General features: G+C 69.1%; 15 protein-coding genes. 5 read left to right on the forward strand and 10 right to left on the reverse strand.

Annotation, left to right across the window (positions count from 1 at the left end):
• The first annotated feature begins 104 nt into the window (after positions 1-104).
• From bktB to RALTA_RS06520, 3 genes are all read left to right on the forward strand, one after another.
• Positions 105-1,289, forward strand: coding sequence for a beta-ketothiolase BktB (bktB, locus tag RALTA_RS06510; protein ID WP_012352640.1), 1,185 nt, complete (start codon positions 105-107; stop codon positions 1,287-1,289).
• An 8-nt stretch (positions 1,290-1,297) separates the two neighbouring features.
• Complete coding sequence (locus tag RALTA_RS06515) at positions 1,298-1,921, forward strand: hypothetical protein (protein ID WP_041232118.1); 624 nt, start codon at positions 1,298-1,300, stop codon at positions 1,919-1,921.
• Positions 1,922-2,062: 141 nt separating this feature from the next.
• Complete coding sequence (locus RALTA_RS06520) at positions 2,063-3,280, forward strand: cystathionine beta-lyase (RefSeq protein WP_012352642.1); 1,218 nt, start codon at positions 2,063-2,065, stop codon at positions 3,278-3,280.
• 13 nt (positions 3,281-3,293) lie between these two features.
• Here the strand turns inward: RALTA_RS06520 and RALTA_RS06525 are convergent, their stop codons facing one another.
• The 8 genes from RALTA_RS06525 to mfd all read right to left on the reverse strand — a co-directional run bounded on the left by RALTA_RS06525 (position 3,294) and on the right by mfd (position 13,414).
• Positions 3,294-3,533 (reverse strand): DUF2789 domain-containing protein, encoded by a 240-nt coding sequence (locus tag RALTA_RS06525; RefSeq protein ID WP_012352643.1) that lies wholly within the window; start codon positions 3,531-3,533, stop codon positions 3,294-3,296.
• A gap of 100 nt (positions 3,534-3,633) precedes the next feature.
• Positions 3,634-5,283: a PepSY-associated TM helix domain-containing protein gene (locus RALTA_RS06530; protein ID WP_012352644.1), complete on the reverse strand. Its 1,650-nt coding sequence runs from the start codon at positions 5,281-5,283 to the stop codon at positions 3,634-3,636.
• 10 nt (positions 5,284-5,293) lie between these two features.
• Positions 5,294-5,605 (reverse strand): hypothetical protein, encoded by a 312-nt coding sequence (locus tag RALTA_RS06535; RefSeq protein WP_012352645.1) that lies wholly within the window; start codon positions 5,603-5,605, stop codon positions 5,294-5,296.
• Positions 5,602-5,889 (reverse strand): hypothetical protein, encoded by a 288-nt coding sequence (locus RALTA_RS06540; RefSeq protein ID WP_012352646.1) that lies wholly within the window; start codon positions 5,887-5,889, stop codon positions 5,602-5,604. Before RALTA_RS06540 ends, RALTA_RS06535 begins: the two co-directional genes overlap by 4 nt.
• Before the next feature lie 192 nt (positions 5,890-6,081).
• On the reverse strand, positions 6,082-6,936 hold the full coding sequence (serB, locus tag RALTA_RS06545; RefSeq protein ID WP_012352647.1) for a phosphoserine phosphatase SerB: 855 nt from the start codon (positions 6,934-6,936) through the stop codon (positions 6,082-6,084).
• Positions 6,937-7,036: 100 nt separating this feature from the next.
• Positions 7,037-8,428 carry an amidohydrolase gene (locus RALTA_RS06550; protein WP_012352648.1) on the reverse strand — a complete coding sequence of 464 codons (1,392 nt, stop codon included), beginning with the start codon at positions 8,426-8,428 and terminating at the stop codon, positions 7,037-7,039.
• A gap of 234 nt (positions 8,429-8,662) precedes the next feature.
• A complete protein-coding gene (gene argE / locus RALTA_RS06555) occupies positions 8,663-9,886 on the reverse strand; it encodes an acetylornithine deacetylase (protein WP_012352649.1) in 1,224 nt (407 codons plus the stop codon).
• Between the two features lie 78 nt (positions 9,887-9,964).
• Entirely contained in the window at positions 9,965-13,414 is a 3,450-nt protein-coding gene (mfd, locus tag RALTA_RS06560) for a transcription-repair coupling factor (protein ID WP_012352650.1), read from the reverse strand.
• A 230-nt stretch (positions 13,415-13,644) separates the two neighbouring features.
• On the opposite strand from mfd, the gene ispD reads away from it, so the two are divergent.
• Positions 13,645-14,385 carry a 2-C-methyl-D-erythritol 4-phosphate cytidylyltransferase gene (ispD, locus tag RALTA_RS06565; RefSeq protein WP_041232119.1) on the forward strand — a complete coding sequence of 247 codons (741 nt, stop codon included), beginning with the start codon at positions 13,645-13,647 and terminating at the stop codon, positions 14,383-14,385.
• A gap of 4 nt (positions 14,386-14,389) precedes the next feature.
• The gene (ispF, locus tag RALTA_RS06570) at positions 14,390-14,899 is read left to right on the forward strand and encodes a 2-C-methyl-D-erythritol 2,4-cyclodiphosphate synthase (RefSeq protein WP_012352652.1); all 510 of its coding nucleotides are present in this window, start codon (positions 14,390-14,392) and stop codon (positions 14,897-14,899) included.
• A 2-nt stretch (positions 14,900-14,901) separates the two neighbouring features.
• Here ispF and RALTA_RS06575 read toward each other — a convergent pair whose 3' ends face one another.
• Both RALTA_RS06575 and RALTA_RS06580 read right to left on the reverse strand, forming a co-directional pair.
• On the reverse strand, positions 14,902-15,474 hold the full coding sequence (locus RALTA_RS06575; RefSeq protein ID WP_012352653.1) for a GNAT family N-acetyltransferase: 573 nt from the start codon (positions 15,472-15,474) through the stop codon (positions 14,902-14,904).
• Positions 15,475-15,692: 218 nt separating this feature from the next.
• Entirely contained in the window at positions 15,693-16,214 is a 522-nt protein-coding gene (locus RALTA_RS06580) for a carboxymuconolactone decarboxylase family protein (protein WP_012352654.1), read from the reverse strand.
• Positions 16,215-16,256 lie beyond the last annotated feature (42 nt).

Genomic DNA, 16,256 nt, shown 5'->3' on the forward strand with positions numbered 1-16,256 from the left:
CGGACGATGCCGGCAAGGCTGCCCTTAGGTAAAAGTACGACCGTTCACTTCGGCTGCGCTGCGGCTATACTGTGCGGTGCAACATAACCTGGATGGAGACAGTCATGACGCGTGAAGTCGTAGTAGTGAGCGGTGTCCGCACCGCGATCGGGACCTTTGGCGGCAGCCTGAAGGACGTGGCGCCGGCCGAACTGGGCGCGCTGGTCGTGCGCGAGGCGCTGGCCCGCGCGCAGGTGTCGGGCGACGACGTCGGCCATGTGGTGTTCGGCAACGTGATCCAGACCGAGCCGCGCGACATGTACCTGGGCCGCGTCGCGGCCGTCAACGGCGGCGTTTCCATCAACGCTCCGGCGCTGACCGTCAACCGGCTGTGCGGCTCGGGCCTGCAGGCCATCGTCAGCGCCGCGCAGACCATCCTGCTGGGCGATGCCGACGTCGCCATCGGCGGCGGTGCCGAAAGCATGAGCCGCGCCCCGTACCTGGCTCCGGCGGCACGCTGGGGCGCGCGCATGGGCGACGCCGGCCTGGTCGACATGATGCTGGGCGCGCTGCACGACCCGTTCCACCGCATCCACATGGGCGTGACCGCCGAGAACGTGGCCAGGGAATACGACATCTCGCGCACGCAACAGGACGAGGCCGCGCTGGAATCGCACCGCCGCGCTTCCGCCGCGATCAAGGCCGGCTACTTCAAGGACCAGATCGTCCCGGTGGTGACCAAGGGCCGCAAGGGCGAGGTCACCTTCGACACCGACGAGCACGTGCGCCACGATGCCACCATGGACGACATGACCAAGCTCAAGCCGGTCTTCGTCAAGGAAAACGGCACCGTCACCGCCGGCAATGCCTCGGGCCTGAACGATGCCGCCGCCGCGGTGGTGATGATGGAGCGCGCCGAGGCCGAGCGCCGCGGCCTGAAGCCGCTGGCGCGCCTGGTGTCGTACGGCCATGCCGGCGTCGACCCCAAGACCATGGGCATCGGCCCGGTGCCGGCGACGAAGATCGCGCTGGAGCGTGCCGGCCTGCAGGTGTCGGACCTGGACGTGATCGAAGCCAACGAGGCCTTTGCCGCGCAGGCCTGCGCGGTCAGCAAGGCGCTTCGGCTGGACCCGGCCAAGGTCAACCCGAACGGTTCCGGCATCTCGCTGGGCCACCCGATTGGCGCCACCGGCGCGCTGATCACGGTCAAGGCGCTGCACGAGCTGCAACGCGTGCAAGGCCGCTACGCGCTGGTGACGATGTGCATCGGCGGCGGGCAGGGCATTGCCGCCATCTTCGAACGGATCTGAGGACTGCCTTGCGCGTGGCCTGGCTGACCGAACTCTGCACGACCCTTGGTGCCGCTGCCGCGCTCGCCCTGGCGGGTGCGGCGCAGGCGGCGCCGGCCACCGAGCTGTCGACCGGCCCGGTGGCCGGCGCCGCCGCCGGCGGTGAAGCCCTGGGCCTGAACCAGGCCATCCGCGACGGCGAGGCCCGCCGCGGCGCGGCGCTGTCGACCGGTCCCGCCAGGCCGCTGGCGCCACGCCCCGAGTACGCGTCGCTGCCGGTCTATGTCGGCAAGGTCGGCGACCAGCCGGTGCGCCTGCGCCTGGGCCCCAAGCCCGACGAGCGCGACAGCGTGCGCGGCGAGTACAGCGGCCGTGGCGCCGGCGTGCGCCTTCTGGCCGGCGAGTGGGACGGCGGCGCCTTCCTGATGGAGGAGTCCGACGACGGCACCCGGGTGTCGGGCAACTGGGAGGGCACCATCGACGCCAGCGGCGCCGTGCGCGGCACCTGGACCGATGCCTTCAATCCCGCCATCGTGTTGCCGTTCTTCATCCGCCCGCTGGGCCTGCTGGTCATTCCGCCGTTCGACATGACGCCCAGCAGCGGCGTCACCTACGCGCCGCCGCCGCCGAAATCGTCGATTTCCGGCTGGTAGGCCTTTTCCGCCGCCACGCGCTGAAGGCTCCCGGTGGCGCGGGCGGCATTTGCTGGTAAGCTCGGAGGCTTATCGCCTCACATGCCGATCGTGCCGCCGGCTGCGTTCCGCGGCCGGCCGGCAGCCAGCAAGGAAACCGCCGTGTCCGATTCCCCGTCCGACAAGCCCGCATCCCATTACCTGCAGACCGTCGCGGTCCAGCCCGAGCTGGATATCGCCCCCGGCTTTGCCTCGTTCTCCCCGGCCACGCACCGCGGCTCGACCGTGGTGTTCCGCAACCTCGCCGAACTGCGCGCGCATGGCGATGGCGCTACAACCTACTGGCGCTACGGGCTGCATGCCACGCCGACCAGCGAGGCCCTGTGCCAGCATCTGGCGCTGCTCGAGGGCGCGCGCCATACACTGCTGCAGCCGTCGGGCCTGGCGGCGATTTCGCTGGTGTATTTCGCGCTGCTCAAGAGCGGCGACGACGTGCTGGTGCCGCATAACGTCTACGGCCCCAACCGCGACCACGGCGAGTGGCTGGCGCGTGACTTCGGTGTGACCGTACGCTACTACGACCCCATGGACGCCGCCGCGGTGCCTGCGCTGATCCAGCCGAACACGCGCCTGATCTGGATGGAGTCGCCGGGCTCGGTGACGATGGAGGTGCCCGACTGCGGCGCCATCGTCGCCGCGGCGCGCGCGCGTGGCGTGCTGACCGCGATCGACAACACCTGGTCGGCCGGCGTCTACTTCCGCCCGTTCGAACTGGGCATCGACATCTCGGTGCAGGCCCTGACCAAGTACCAGTCGGGCGGCAGCGATGTGCTGATGGGCGCGGTGCTGACCTGCGACGATGCCCTGCACGCCCGGCTCAAGCGCACCCGCATGCTGATGGGCTGGGGCGTGTCAGCCGATGACTGCCACCTGGTGCTGCGCTCGCTGCCGAGCCTGCCGGTGCGGCTGGCCGCCCATGACCGTGCCGCCCGCGAGGTGGCCGAATGGCTGCACCAGCGGCCGGAGGTGGCCCGCGTGCTGCATCCCGCGCTGCCGGACTGTCCGGGCCATGCCAACTGGCGGCGCGAATTCACCGGCGCCAGCGGGCTGTTCGCGATCGTCCTGCGCGAGCGCTATACACGCCAGCAGGTCGATGCCTTCGTCGAGGCCTTGCAGCTGTTCGCCATCGGCTGGTCGTGGGGCGGCGCGCACAGCCTGGCGGTACCGTACCACGTGCAGGGCATGCGCCCGGCGGGCACGTGGCCGCCGGCCGGCTGGCACGATACCGGCGAGCTGGTGCGGCTGTATATCGGTCTGGAAGACACGCGCGACCTGATCGCCGACCTGCGCCAGGCGATCGAGGCCACGCTGGCAGCCTGATCCGGCGGCAACGTCAGGCCGGCTGCCGCAGCGCCAGGTTGAGCTGGTCGACGACTTCGGCCCAGTCGGCGTCGTCGAGCAGCTCGTCGCGCAGCAGCGCGGCCTGGGCGGGCGTCCAGAACGGGGCCTCGGCCAGCTCGACGGTCTCGGGCAGCGGCGCGTGCCTGCCGATGAAGGCGCGGATGCTGGCTTCGTCCGATGCCAGGCCCAGCTGGTCGAACAGTTCGGAAAACTGGTGGAAGGTCGGTTCCATGATGGTCGGGCTCGCGGTGGTTGGCCTCTGGTAGTGTAGGGCAGCGCAGGCAACAAAAATGGACGCCGCGGCGTCCGTTTTTTTGTGCCGGTGCTGCGCGTCAGTGCGTCTCGGTGCCGGACATCGCCTTGGCCGCGGCGGCCGGTCTGGCGGCCTGTTCCGCCCGTGCCGGGCGCGGCATGGCCCAGACCGATTCCGCCGGCCCGCTGCGTGCGCGGCGCGCGGTGGCGCGGGCGAGGGCGACAAAGCCCGCGGCCAGCGCGATCGCGCCGAGGTCGAAGCCGGCGATGATCCAGTGTCCGGCGGGGATGCTGTGCAGCAGGTGGTCGCCGGTCAGGATCGCATTCGACAGCGGCACCGTCAGCGCTGCCAGCGCGGCAGCGTAGAGCAGTTCCACCGCCGCGCGTACCGGCGGGCGCAGCAGCGCCCAGGCACAGGCCAGGCCGAACACGGTGAAATAGGTCTGGCTGACGGCGCGCTCTGGCCACAGCAGCGCCGCCGGGAAGCACAGCGCCACGCCGATGCAGCAGCCGATGCAGACGCCCACGGTGGCCTGCGCCAGCAGGCGATGCACGCGCGGCTGCTCGGCCTGGCGCAGCTTGCGCCGCGACTCGATCCACAGCAGGTTGCCCGAGTAGAACAGGAAGGCGCCGGCCAGCCCGGCCAGCAGGTAGACCAGCCGCACCGGCAGCTCGCCGAAGGTGCCGAAATGCAGCGCGTACAGCGCGCTGTAGAGCCCGTGGTTGCTGTCGCGCGCGCCGGCGGTCTGGTTGGCCGTCAGCTGGCCGGCGCTGGGTTCGCCGCTGGCGGCGTGGATGCCGACCGAGCCCAGGTTGCCGAGCGCGTGCGTGCTGGTGCCGCGCACTTCGACCACGGCGTTGGCGTCGCCGTAGCGCTGGAAGCGGAACGACTCCGGCGTGAAGCGCTCGCCGCCGTGCTCGCGGGCGATCTGCATCAGCGTGGCGGTGGGCAGCGTCGGCACCGCGCGGCCTGCCGCGGCCACTTCGGGCACCGCGGTGGTGGCGGTCGGTACCGCCTCGAACAGGCGGCCGTTGAAGGTCACGGTGTTGAGCACCATCATCAGCACCAGCGACAGGCAGAACAGCGCACCGGTGATGGCAAAGACCAGGTGGAAGGGCAGGCTGAACAGGCCCAGCACGTTGTGCGTGTCCATCCAGAAGCGCTTGAGGTTGCGCCCCGGGCGCACCGCGAGCAGGTCTTTCTTCAGCCGCGGCAGGTGCAGCAGCACGCCCGACACCAGTGCCAGTCCGTACAGCACCGAGATCGCGCCCATGAAATAGATGCCGCCGACCGGTATGCCCAGCGAGTAGTGCAGGCTGTTCAGGAAGGCCGACAGCTCGCCCATGACGTGGTCGCGCGAGGTGTCGCGCTGCATCGCCGCGTTGCCGGCCAGGCGCGCATCGGTGGTCATCTGCCACTCGCCGGCCTTGTCTTGCCAGTAGGCCGAGATATTCGGCTCGCCCTCCGACGGCATGATCACGTAGGCACTGGCCGCGGCTTCGGGATGGGTCGCGACCAGCTTCTGCATGAAGCGGTCGACCGCGGCCGGGTCGGCCTTTGCCTCGACCGGCGCGCTGCCCTTGAGCCGCGATGACGACTGCCAGACGTGCAGCTCGTGGTGGAACACGGTGATGGCGCCGGCAAAGAAGGCGATAAACAGGGCCCAGCCGGCCATCAGGCCGACCCAGGTGTGCAGCGTCTGGTACAGGCGCAGGGTTGCGGTTTTCATGATGGCAGTCTCAGGGGGCGGGCAGGGTGGCCAGCGCGGCCGGCGCCAGGCCGGACAGGCGCAGCGCCCACAGTGCGCCGAAGCCGAGCAGGTTGGCGAGGCCCAGCCACAGCCACGCACTGCGGCTGGAACGGAACAGCAGGCTGGCGCTGATGATCGCTACCCACCCCGGCAGGCAGGCCGTCACGGCCGCGACGATGCCGGTCTGCCAGCCGCCCGGCAGGGCCAGGATCGCCAGCGTGCACAGCACCATCGCCAGCGGCAGGCCGAGCAGCGTGCCGGCCAGCCACTTGGTGCCCATGCCGGAGGTGTCCGCGCTCATGCTTGCCGCTCCCGCGCGCCGTGGCGCTTGCGTGCCGCGTAGGTGCCGATGAACGGCCACACCGACAGGGCGCAAGGTACCGTGACCAGGCTGGCGGCGACGGCCACGGGCCAGCCGTCGGTGAGGCTCCACAGCCAGGTGCTGGCACCTGTCAGGGCCAGCCCGAGCCAGCCCGCCAGCCGCGGGCGGCTCAGGGTGCCGGGCGGCAGCAACGCCTGGTTGGGCGCGGCCAGGTACAGGCACGCGGCCGCAGCCAGGCCAAGAAGGACGGCCAGAACTTGCATGGGGCAATGTCAGATCAACGAAACATTAATAATAATGATTCGCATTTGTGTGCGCAAGCACCGGCTCGGCCTACAGTCGTTCCCGCGCAGGCGGGAACCCAGCGACATTAAAAGACGCTGGATTCCCGCCTGCGCGGGAATGACGGTAGTGTCTGATACCTTAACTGAACGGCATTGGGCCCGCGGCGGGGCTCAATGCGGGAAGAGCGCCAGCAGGCCGTCGAGCCCGACATGATTGAACGCGACGCTGGCCTGCGCGCGCACCACCGGCTTGGCGCGGAATGCCACCGACAGTCCGGCCACGGCCATCATCTTCAGGTCGTTCGAGCCATCGCCCATGACGATGGCCTGGTCCGGCGTGGCGCCGATCTGGGCGCAGACTTCCTGTACCGTGCGGGCCTTGACCTCGGCGTTGACGATCTCGCCGACGACGTTGCCGGTCAGCTTGCCGTCGACAATCTCCAGCGTGTTGGCGCGGGTGAAATCCAGCTTCAGGCGGGGCTTGAGCTGGTCGGTGAAGTGCACGAAGCCGCCGGAGACCAGCAGCGTCTTCAGGCCCAGCGCCTGCACCGTCTGCAGCATGCGTTCGGCGCCCGGCGACAGCCGCAGGCGCTCGGCGTAGACCCGGTCCAGCACGGCGGCGTCCAGCCCCTTGAGCAGCGCCACGCGGCGGCGCAGGCTTTCGTTGAAGTCGGTGATCTCGCCGCGCATGGCGGCTTCGGTGATGGCGGAGACCTCGGCCTTGAGCCCGCAGAAGTCGGCGATCTCGTCGATGCACTCGATCGTGATCAGGGTCGAGTCCATGTCCATCGCCACCAGGCGGAAGTCGGACAGCTTGCGCCCGGCCGGCACCACCGCCCAGTCGATCGCGCGCGGGCCGCAGAAGTCGTCGAGCGCGTCGCGCAGCGCCGGCGTCAGCGGCGCGCAGTCCTCGGCCACGGCCACGGTGTCGCTGCGCGGCACCAGCGCGGAAGCGCGGGCCAGGGTGCGGGCGGTGTCGAGGTCGGCGGGGGACAGCGGGGCGAGGCTCTGCAGGATCAGGGGCATGACGGGCGAAAATCGGGCGCTTGCGCGGTCGTCGGCAAGGCGGGGGGGCTGCTACGCGGCAAAGGCGCTATTGTAGCCCCCCGCGGCGCCCCCGGGCGAATCAGCGCTGCGCCATCACCATGTAGTCCACGGTCAGGCTGGACAGCGCGCGCACGCCGTTGATCAGCGCCGGCTCATCCACATAGAACTCCGGCGAGTGATTCGACGGTGCCTTGGTCACGTCCTGCCCCTTGGGCGTCACGCCGAGATTGAAGAACAAGCCCGGCACCTTCTCTTGGTAGAACGAAAAGTCCTCCGACGCGGTGGCCTTGGGCGTGATCATCCAGTTGCCGTCGCCGGCGACGCGCTGCAGCGTGGGCGCCATCTTCTCGGTCAGCGCCGGCTGGTTGATGGTGGCGTTGTACAGCTCGACCACGCGGAAATTCGCCTCGGCCCCGGCGCTGGAGGCAATGGCCTCGGTGGTGCGCTTCATGCGGGCATGGATGTCCTTTTTCATGCCTTCGTCATAGGTACGGATGGTGCCCATCATCTCGACCTTCTCCGGCACGATATTCATGCGGTTGCCGCCGTGGAAGGTGCCCACGGTGATCACAGACGGCTCCAGCATGGCATTGACCTGGCGGCTCTGGATGGTCTGCAGGCCCATCACGATCTGCGATGCCACCACGATCGGGTCGATCCCGCCCCACGGCCGCGCGCCATGCGTCTGGCGGCCCTTGACGTCGATCCAGAACTGGTCGGCCGCCGCCATCGAGGCGCCACTGCGCCAGCCGAGCTTGCCCGACTCGATGCCGCTGGTGACGTGCAGCCCGAAGATGGCGTCGACCCTGGGGTTGTCGAGCACGCCCTCGGCCACCATCTGCTTGGCGCCCCACATGTTCGAGCCATTGGGCTCGAAGTCGGCAGGGCTTTCCTCTGCCGGCTGGAAGATGAACTTGACCGTGCCGGGCAGCTGGTCTTTCATGCCGGCCAGCACTTCGGCCGTGGCCATGAGAATCGCCACATGCGTGTCATGGCCGCAGGCGTGCATCACGTCGACTTCCTTGCCCAGGTACTGGCCCTTGGCCTTCGATGCAAACGGCACGTCGACGCGCTCCTTCACCGGCAGCGCGTCCATGTCGGCGCGCAGCGCCACCACCGGGCCAGGCTTGCCGCCCTTGAGCAGACCGACCACGCCGGTCTTGGCCACGCCGGTCTTCACCTCCATGCCGAGCTTGCGCAGGTGGTCAGCCACCAGCTTTGCCGTACGGGTCTCGTAGTTGCCCAGCTCCGGATGCTGGTGGATATCGCGGCGCCAGGCGATCAGCTGCTTTTCGACGGCCTTGGCGCGGGTCTCGATCTGGGCGTGCAGCGCATCGGCGCCGAGGGGCGCGGTCGGTGCGGCCGGCACCTGCGCCTGTGCGGCGTGGCACAGCAGGCCGGCGGCCAGGGCCAGGCCGGCGAGGGTGAAGCGGGGGGGGGTGGAACGGGAAGCGGTGCGACGTGCGGCCATGCAGGATCTCCTTCGTTGTTGTTGGTTTGATGCTGGCGGTGTAGTTGGCGCGCTGCGAAAAGCCATGCGCCAACGAAAGCGGAGTGGGGTCTGCCCTCTCCCTTTGGGAGAGGGGCGGGGGAGAGGGCAGGCGCATCTCGATGCGATGCGCGCAACTTTGTGGAAACGCCGGCCCCTCCCCCATCCCCTCTCCCGCAAGCGGGCGAGGGGAGCAAGGTTTCGATACGCCGGCCGTCAGCTCACGCGCAGGCTGTCCACCACCTTGTGCAGGAACGCCTCGCACGCGGCCAGCTGCTCCAGCGCAACGAACTCGTCCGGCTTGTGCGCCTGCTGGATATCGCCGGGCCCGCACACCACCGCAGGAATGCCCGCGCGCTGGAACAGTCCCGCCTCGGTGCCGTAGGCCACCTTGTTGGTGTCGCGGTCCGCGGTCAGCGCGCGTACCAGCTGCGTGATCGCTTCCTGCTCGGCCACGTCGAGCGACGGCGCGGCGGCGATCTTGCTCAGCGTCAGGTCGGCGTCGGCGTGCTCGGCGCGCATTTTCGGCAGCAGCACGTCGTTGGCATAGCCGTGGATGCGCGCGTAGATCGCTTCCGGATCGACGCCGGGCAGGTTGCGGAACTCGAACACGAACTCGCACAGCGCCGGGATCGTGTTGAGCGCAATGCCACCCTGGATGGTGCCGGTCTGCGCGGTGGTGTAGGGCACGTCGAAGGCCCGGTCGTAGGGGCCGTTGGCCTTGAACTCGTCGGCGATGTCGCGGATGAAGCAGATCAGCCGCGCCGCGTATTCGATGGCATTGACGCCGCGCGGCGTCAGCGACGAATGCGCGGCCTGGCCGCGCACGCAGCAGCGGTAGGCGTTGATGCCCTTGTGCGCGACGATCACGCGCATGCTGGTCGGCTCGCCGACGATGCAGCCGCCGGGCGTCACGCCGCGCTCGCGCAGTTCGGCCAGCAGGTAGGGCGCGCCCATGCAGCCGATCTCTTCGTCGAACGACAGCGCGTAGTGCACCGGCTCGCGCAGCCGGGCGTCGAGAATGGCCGGCAGCAGCGACAGACTGGTGCCGATAAAGCCCTTCATGTCGCAGGTGCCGCGGCCGTACAGCTTGCCGTCGCGCACCACCGGCTTGAACGGGTCGGTGGTCCATGCCTGCCCGTCCACCGGCACCACGTCGGTATGGCCCGACAGCACGATGCCACCGTTGGTGTCGCCATTGGCCGCGGGCACGGTGACGAACAGGTTGGCCTTGTCCCGTTGCGGGTTATAGCTCAGATGCGGCTTCAACCCCTTGGCCAGGAAATGGTCCCGCACCGACTCGATCAGGCCCAGGTTGGAATGGCGGCTGGTGGTGTCATAGGCGACCAGCCGCTGGGTCCATTCCAGCGCGCTGCCGCGCGCGGCGGGTTCGGTAACGGGCTGGCCGGCGGATCCGGCGGGGGCGGCTTGGGTGGGCATGGGGCGATATCGCTAACTTGTTAAGGAATCGATGCTACACCCGGCCGCGCGCCGCGTCCATGCGCGATCAGCATGGCCTTACGCCAGTTGCCGCAGCGTATGCTTGATGGTCTGCGCGCGCACCGCCACGTCGGGCATCTTGGCCTCGATGCGCAGCTTGTCTTGTCCCGCCAGCTTGATATGGCGGTTCTTCTGCACCAGGTCGATGATGCGCATTGCGTCGATCGGCGGGTTGGGCACGAACTGCACGCTGATGGTGGCTTCGCCGGCGTCGATCTTGCGCACGCCCAGCGGCGCCGCGGCGATGCGCAGCCGGTGGGTCTCGACCAGCGCCTGCGCCTGCGCCGGCAGACGGCCGAAGCGGTCGACCAGCTCTTCCTGGATATCGTCGACGCGCTCCGGGGTTTCGCAGTTGGCCAGCCGCTTGTACAGCGACAGGCGCTCGTGCACGTCGGCGCAGTAATCGTTAGGCAGCAGCGCGGGCGTGCCCAGGTTGATCTCGGTGGTGGCGGCCAGCGGCGCCATCAGGTCGGGCTCCTTGCCGGCCTTCAACGCCTTGACCGCGTGGTTGAGCATGTCGGTGTAGAGCTGGAAGCCGATCTCGTGGATCTCGCCCGACTGCTTGTCGCCCAGCACCTCGCCGGCGCCGCGGATTTCCAGGTCGTGCATGGCCAGGTAGAAGCCCGAGCCCAGTTCCTCCATTTGCTGGATCGCCTCGAGCCGGCGCTGCGCCTGCTTGGTCAGGCCGTCGACATCATGCACCAGCAGGTAGGCATAGGCCTGGTGGTGCGAACGCCCGACGCGGCCGCGCAGCTGGTGCAGCTGCGCCAGCCCGAACTTGTCGGCGCGGTGGATCAGGATGGTGTTGGCGGTCGGCACGTCGATGCCGGTCTCGATGATGGTGGTGCACAGCAGGATGTTGTCGCGGCGCGAGACGAAGTCGCGCATCACGCGCTCCAGCTCGCGCTCGTGCATCTGGCCGTGCGCGACCGCGATGCGCGCCTCGGGCACCAGCTCGGCCAGCCTGGCGCGCTTGTTCTCGATGGTCTCGACTTCGTTGTGCAGGAAGTAGACCTGCCCGCCGCGCTTGAGCTCGCGCAGGATGGCCTCGCGGATCACGCCGTCTTCCTCGCGCCGCACGAAGGTCTTGATCGCCAGCCGCTTCTGCGGCGCGGTGGCGATGACCGAGAAATCGCGCAGGCCTTCCAGCGCCATGCCCAGCGTGCGCGGGATCGGCGTGGCGGTCAGCGTCAGCACGTCGACCTCGGCGCGCAGCGACTTCAGCGCTTCCTTCTGGCGCACGCCGAAGCGGTGTTCCTCGTCGATGATGACCAGGCCCAGGCGCTGGAATTTCACCTGGTCGGACAGGATCTTGTGGGTGCCGATGACGATGTCGACGCTGCCCTCGTTGATCTGCTTGATCGCCGCGTCGATCTCCTTCTTGGTCTTGAAGCGCGACAGCTCGACGATGCGCACCGGCCATTCCGCAAAGCGGTCGGACAGCGTCTGGAAATGCTGCTCGGCCAGCAGCGTGGTCGGCGCCAGCATCGCCACCTGCTTGCCGCCCAGCACCGCGACGAAGGCCGCGCGCAGCGCGACCTCGGTCTTGCCGAAGCCGACATCGCCGCAGACCAGCCGGTCCATCGGCTTGCCCGAGGTCATGTCGGCGATCACCGCGGCGATCGCGGCGGCCTGGTCGGGGGTTTCCTCGAAGCCGAAGCTCTCGGCGAAGGTCTCGTAGTCCTTGGGCGACAGCGGGAAGGCGAAACCCTCGCGCGCGGCGCGGCGCGCGTACAGGTTGAGCAGTTCGGCGGCGGTATCGCGGATCTGCTGCGCGGCGCGGCGCTTGGCCTTGTCCCACTGGCCCGAGCCCAGGTGGTGCAGCGGGGCGGTATCGGGATCGGCGCCCGAATAGCGCGAGATCACGTGCAACTGGTGCACCGGCACGTACAGCTTGCTGCCCTTGTCGTAGTCCAGGTGCAGGAATTCCTCGTCGCCCTGGCCCATGTCCAGCGTCACCAGGCCCTGGTAGCGGCCGATGCCGTGCTCGCTGTGCACCACGGGGTCGCCGATCTTCAGCTCGGCCAGGTCGCGCACCATCGAATCGACGGCGGAAGCCTGTTCCTGCTTGCGGCGGCCGGTGCGGCGCGCGGTGCCGGCGTACAACTCGGCTTCGGTGACGAAGGCCAGCCGTGCCTGCGGCAGCGCGAAGCCGCTCTGCAGCGGCGCCACTGCGATGGAGAAATGCGCGTCGCCGGTCAGGAACGCGGCAAAGTCTTCGACCGGATGCGGACGCAGGCCGCTTTCGGCAAAAAGCTGCAGCAGCGTCTCGCGCCGCCCGGCGGAGTCGGCGCACATCAGCACGCGGGTCTGCTTGTCGAGCAGCAGCGACTCTAGATTGACCAGCGGGTCTTCGGCGCGACGGTTGACCGCGACATCCGGCAGGATGGCCGAGAACGCCGGTTGATCCGCGCCGGCTTCCCCCTGCAGCACCAGCCGCGCCATCGGCTTGGCCGCGACGAAGAACTGCTCCTCGGACAGGAACAGGTCCGCCGGCGGCAGCAGCGGGCGCTCGCGGTCGTGCCGCATGAAGTTGTAGCGCTGGGTGGTGTCGGCCCAGAAGCGGCGGATGGCCTCGTCGACATTGCCGGCGAACACCAGCTGCGTGTCGGCGGGCAGGAAATCGAACACGGTGGCGCTGTGCTCGAAGAACAGCGGCAGGTAATACTCGATGCCGGCCGACGGCACGCCGTTGCCGATGTCCTTGTAGATCGGCGACTTGGTCGGGTCGCCCTCGAACACCTCGCGCCAGCGGCCGCGGAAGGCGGTGCGCGCGGCTTCGTCGAGCGGGAATTCGCGCCCGGGCAGCAGCCGCACTTCCTTGACCGGATACAGGCTGCGCTGCGTGTCGGGATCGAAGGCGCGGATGGTCTCGATCTCGTCGCCGAACAGGTCGATGCGGTACGGCAGCGCCGAGCCCATCGGATACAGGTCGATCAGGCCGCCGCGCACGCTGTATTCGCCGGGCCGCATCACCGCGCTGACATGCTCGTAGCCGGCCAGCGTGAACTGCGCCTTGAGCGCGGCCTCGTCGAGCCGCTCGCCCTGCTTGAAGAAGAAGGTGTAAGCGGCCAGGAAGGCCGGCGGCGCCAGCCGGTACAGCGCGGTGGTGGCGGGCACCAGCATCACGTCGCACTGGCCGGTCTGGATGTCGTGCAGCGTCGCCAGCCGTTCGGAGACCAGGTCCTGGTGCGGCGAAAAGCTGTCGTAGGGCAGGGTTTCCCAGTCGGGCAGCAGGCGCACGCGCAACTCCGGCGCGAACCACGGGATTTCCTCGGCCAGGCGCTGCGCATCGACGGCATGCGAGCACACCACTGCCAGCATCGGCGCGCGCTCGTGGTGCTGGCGCGCATAAGCGGCCACCGCCAGCGCATCGGCCGAGCCGCGCAGGCCCGCCACGCTGTGGCGCAGCCCCGGCTTGACCAGCGGCAGGTTGACAAAGGGAAAGGCGGGCGTGGCGTCAGGCATGTCGGCAGGGGGCGTTCAAAAACGACGACACCCCGCCGGCATTGCGGGCGGGGGTCGGAACAGGGGACTCCAGGTGCCGGTGGCGCCCTGCCGGTAACGGCGACGCGGCATGGCGACGGGCAAGGGCCGTATTATAGAATGCGCACCGGTTGTCCCGCTGCCGCCCCTTTGTCAAAGCATTGGTCCGGGCCGGCGGGCTGCCAGCGCTTCTTTCACTCCACGCCGATCCTGTGTCCGCTCGCCGCTTTGCCCTGATTCCCTGTGCCGGTACCGGCAGCCGCGCCGGCGGCGCCGTGCCCAAGCAATACCAGACCGTGGCCGGCCGGCCGATGATCTGGTACGCGCTGGCGGCGTTCTCGGCGTGCGACGCCATCAGCGCCACCGCGCTGGTGCTGGCACCCGACGACATGCCGCTGGAATCGCGCTTCGGCGCGGCCGCGTTTGCCGGGCTGCGCTTCGATACCGCCTTTGTCGGCGGCGACAGCCGCCATGCGTCGGTGCTGGCCGGCCTGCACCACCTGGCGCAGCTGGGCGCGACCGACGCCGACTGGGTGCTGGTGCACGATGCCGCGCGCCCGGGCCTGACCCCGGCGATGATCCACGCGCTGGTACGCGCGGTGGAAAGCGACGGCGACGATGATCCGGACGCCGCCATTGGCGGCATCCTGGCCGTGCCGGTGCCGGATACGCTGAAGCGGGCCCAGGATGACGCCCGCATCGGCGCCACCGTGCCGCGCGAAGGATTGTGGCAGGCGCAGACGCCGCAGATGTTCCGCCTGGGCGTGCTGCGCCAGGCGCTGCAGGACGCCATGGCGGCCGGCGCGGTGGTGACCGACGAGGCCAGCGCGATCGAGCGCCTGGGCCTGCATCCGCGGCTGGTGAACGGCTCGCTGCGCAATTTCAAGGTGACCTACCCGGAGGACTTCGCGCTGGCCGAAGTGCTGCTGGGCAGCCACGCCAAAGGAGCATGACCGCATGATGCCTTTCGATATCCGGGTGGGACAGGGCTATGACGTCCACGCGCTGGTGCCCGGCCGCAAACTGATCCTGGGCGGGGTCGAGATCCCGCACGACCGTGGCCTGCTGGGCCATTCCGATGCCGACGCGCTGCTGCACGCGGTGACCGATGCGCTGTTCGGTGCCGCGGCGCTGGGCGATATCGGGCGCCATTTTCCCGACACGGACGCACAGTTCGCCGGTGCCGACAGCCGCGCGCTGCTGCGCGAGGCGGCGCGTCGCGTGCGCGAGGCCGGCTACGAGATCGGCAACGTCGACGCCACGGTCATTGCGCAGGCGCCCAAGCTGGCGCCGCATATTGGCGCCATGGTGGCCAACCTGGCCGAAGACCTGGCGATTGCGCGCGGGCGCTGCAACGTCAAGGCCAAAACCAACGAGAAGCTGGGCTTCGAAGGCCGCCAGGAAGGCATCGTGGCGCAGGCCGCGGTGCTGCTCTGGCGCGCCTCGGTGGCGGACGCGCAGGACTGAGCTCAGGCGCGGGGCGTGTCCGCCGTGGTGTCTTCGGGCGGGATGGCGTAGGTGTAGTCGATCAGCCGCGCCATCGCGCCGCTGCGCGCGCCCGCCTCGGTGCGCTTGGTGAATCCCATTTGCTGGCACAGCCGGTTGGCGGACGCCATTTCCGGCATGGTGCGCACCACCAGCGTCGACGCGCCGATATCGCGCGCGCGCTGGATGCAGATCTGCATCAGCGTGCGGCCCAGCCCCAGGCCGCGCGCCTGCGGGCTGACCGACAGCAGCCGTGCTTCGGGCTGGGTCAGGGTGATGGTGCTGCCGTCCAGTGCCGGCAACGTCGCGCCCGGGTGGCAGAACAGCACGGCGCCCATGATGCCGTGATCGGTCTCCGCCACCCACCATTCCATGTCGGGGTGGCTGGTCGCCAGCACGGCCTGCATGCCGCGCTGGAACGAGGCGCGGCAATCTTCCATGATGGCCAGCTCGTATTGCCCGTAGGCCTGTTGCGTGACGGCGGCGATATCGCCCCAGTCATGCACCGCTGCCAGGCGGTAATGGAAGCGGGGGGAAGTCGGCGAAGGCAGGGTCATGGCAGGCTGAAAGTGCGTATCCTGCCTGGATTGTAGGCGGATCGCCGCGCCCGCGCAGGACGGGGCCATCACGGTTGCAGGATGGGAACAGCCGGCAATTTCCGATGGGAAGCTGCCGGCTGTTGTGCTACGGCGCCCGTTGCCGGGCTGCCAGGGGAAGGGCGCGGGGGCGCGCAGATGCCTTGCTGGGCCGCTTACCGGGACCCTGACTGTGCCATTTACTGGGCTGCAATCACGTTGGCGGCCGCCACGATCACCGCGGCGATGCGGCCGACGTCGCGCAGCTGCTGCGCGGTCATGCCCTGTTCGTTCTTCAGCAACTGGTAGTGGGACTTTACGCAGAAATGGCACTTGCCGACGATCGATGCGGCCAGCGCGTACATCTCGAAGCGGCGCTTGTCCACGCCGCCATGCGTGGCGTAGGCGTTCATGCGCAGCCCGGCGGGCTGGCTGGCCAGGTCCGGGTCGTCGGCCATCTCGACATACGGGTACCAGGTGTTGTTCATGCCCATCAGCGCGGCCGCGGTCAGCGCGCCGTTGGTTTCGTCGGGCGACAGCACGCCGGCATTGCGGATGGCATCCACCAGCACCTTGCTCTGCGCCGCGAATGCCGCCGCCAGCGCCACGCCCACCGCATCGTTGCCTTCCAGCGAGGAGCGGGCAATGGTGCCGTCGACGTTCAGGCGGATGTCCTTGGCGTAATCGGGAATGAGGTTCTTAATCGTGCTGAGGAATTCCATTTATTTCTCCTATCGATCAGGGCTCAAAAAACCCGCGCATGC

Source organism: Cupriavidus taiwanensis LMG 19424 (genome assembly GCF_000069785.1).
Classification (GTDB): domain Bacteria; phylum Pseudomonadota; class Gammaproteobacteria; order Burkholderiales; family Burkholderiaceae; genus Cupriavidus; species Cupriavidus taiwanensis.

Coding starts and splice junctions, on each gene's coding strand:
- bktB (WP_012352640.1), top strand. CDS start 105: ATGACGCGTGAAGTCGTAGTAGTGAGCGGTGTCCGCACCGCGATCGGG.
- RALTA_RS06525 (WP_012352643.1), bottom strand. CDS start 3,533: ATGGAACCGACCTTCCACCAGTTTTCCGAACTGTTCGACCAGCTGGGC.
- RALTA_RS06530 (WP_012352644.1), bottom strand. CDS start 5,283: ATGAAAACCGCAACCCTGCGCCTGTACCAGACGCTGCACACCTGGGTC.
- RALTA_RS06535 (WP_012352645.1), bottom strand. CDS start 5,605: ATGAGCGCGGACACCTCCGGCATGGGCACCAAGTGGCTGGCCGGCACG.
- RALTA_RS06540 (WP_012352646.1), bottom strand. CDS start 5,889: ATGCAAGTTCTGGCCGTCCTTCTTGGCCTGGCTGCGGCCGCGTGCCTG.
- serB (WP_012352647.1), bottom strand. CDS start 6,936: ATGCCCCTGATCCTGCAGAGCCTCGCCCCGCTGTCCCCCGCCGACCTC.
- RALTA_RS06550 (WP_012352648.1), bottom strand. CDS start 8,428: ATGGCCGCACGTCGCACCGCTTCCCGTTCCACCCCCCCCCGCTTCACC.
- argE (WP_012352649.1), bottom strand. CDS start 9,886: ATGCCCACCCAAGCCGCCCCCGCCGGATCCGCCGGCCAGCCCGTTACC.
- mfd (WP_012352650.1), bottom strand. CDS start 13,414: ATGCCTGACGCCACGCCCGCCTTTCCCTTTGTCAACCTGCCGCTGGTC.
- ispF (WP_012352652.1), top strand. CDS start 14,390: ATGATGCCTTTCGATATCCGGGTGGGACAGGGCTATGACGTCCACGCG.
- RALTA_RS06575 (WP_012352653.1), bottom strand. CDS start 15,474: ATGACCCTGCCTTCGCCGACTTCCCCCCGCTTCCATTACCGCCTGGCA.
- RALTA_RS06580 (WP_012352654.1), bottom strand. CDS start 16,214: ATGGAATTCCTCAGCACGATTAAGAACCTCATTCCCGATTACGCCAAG.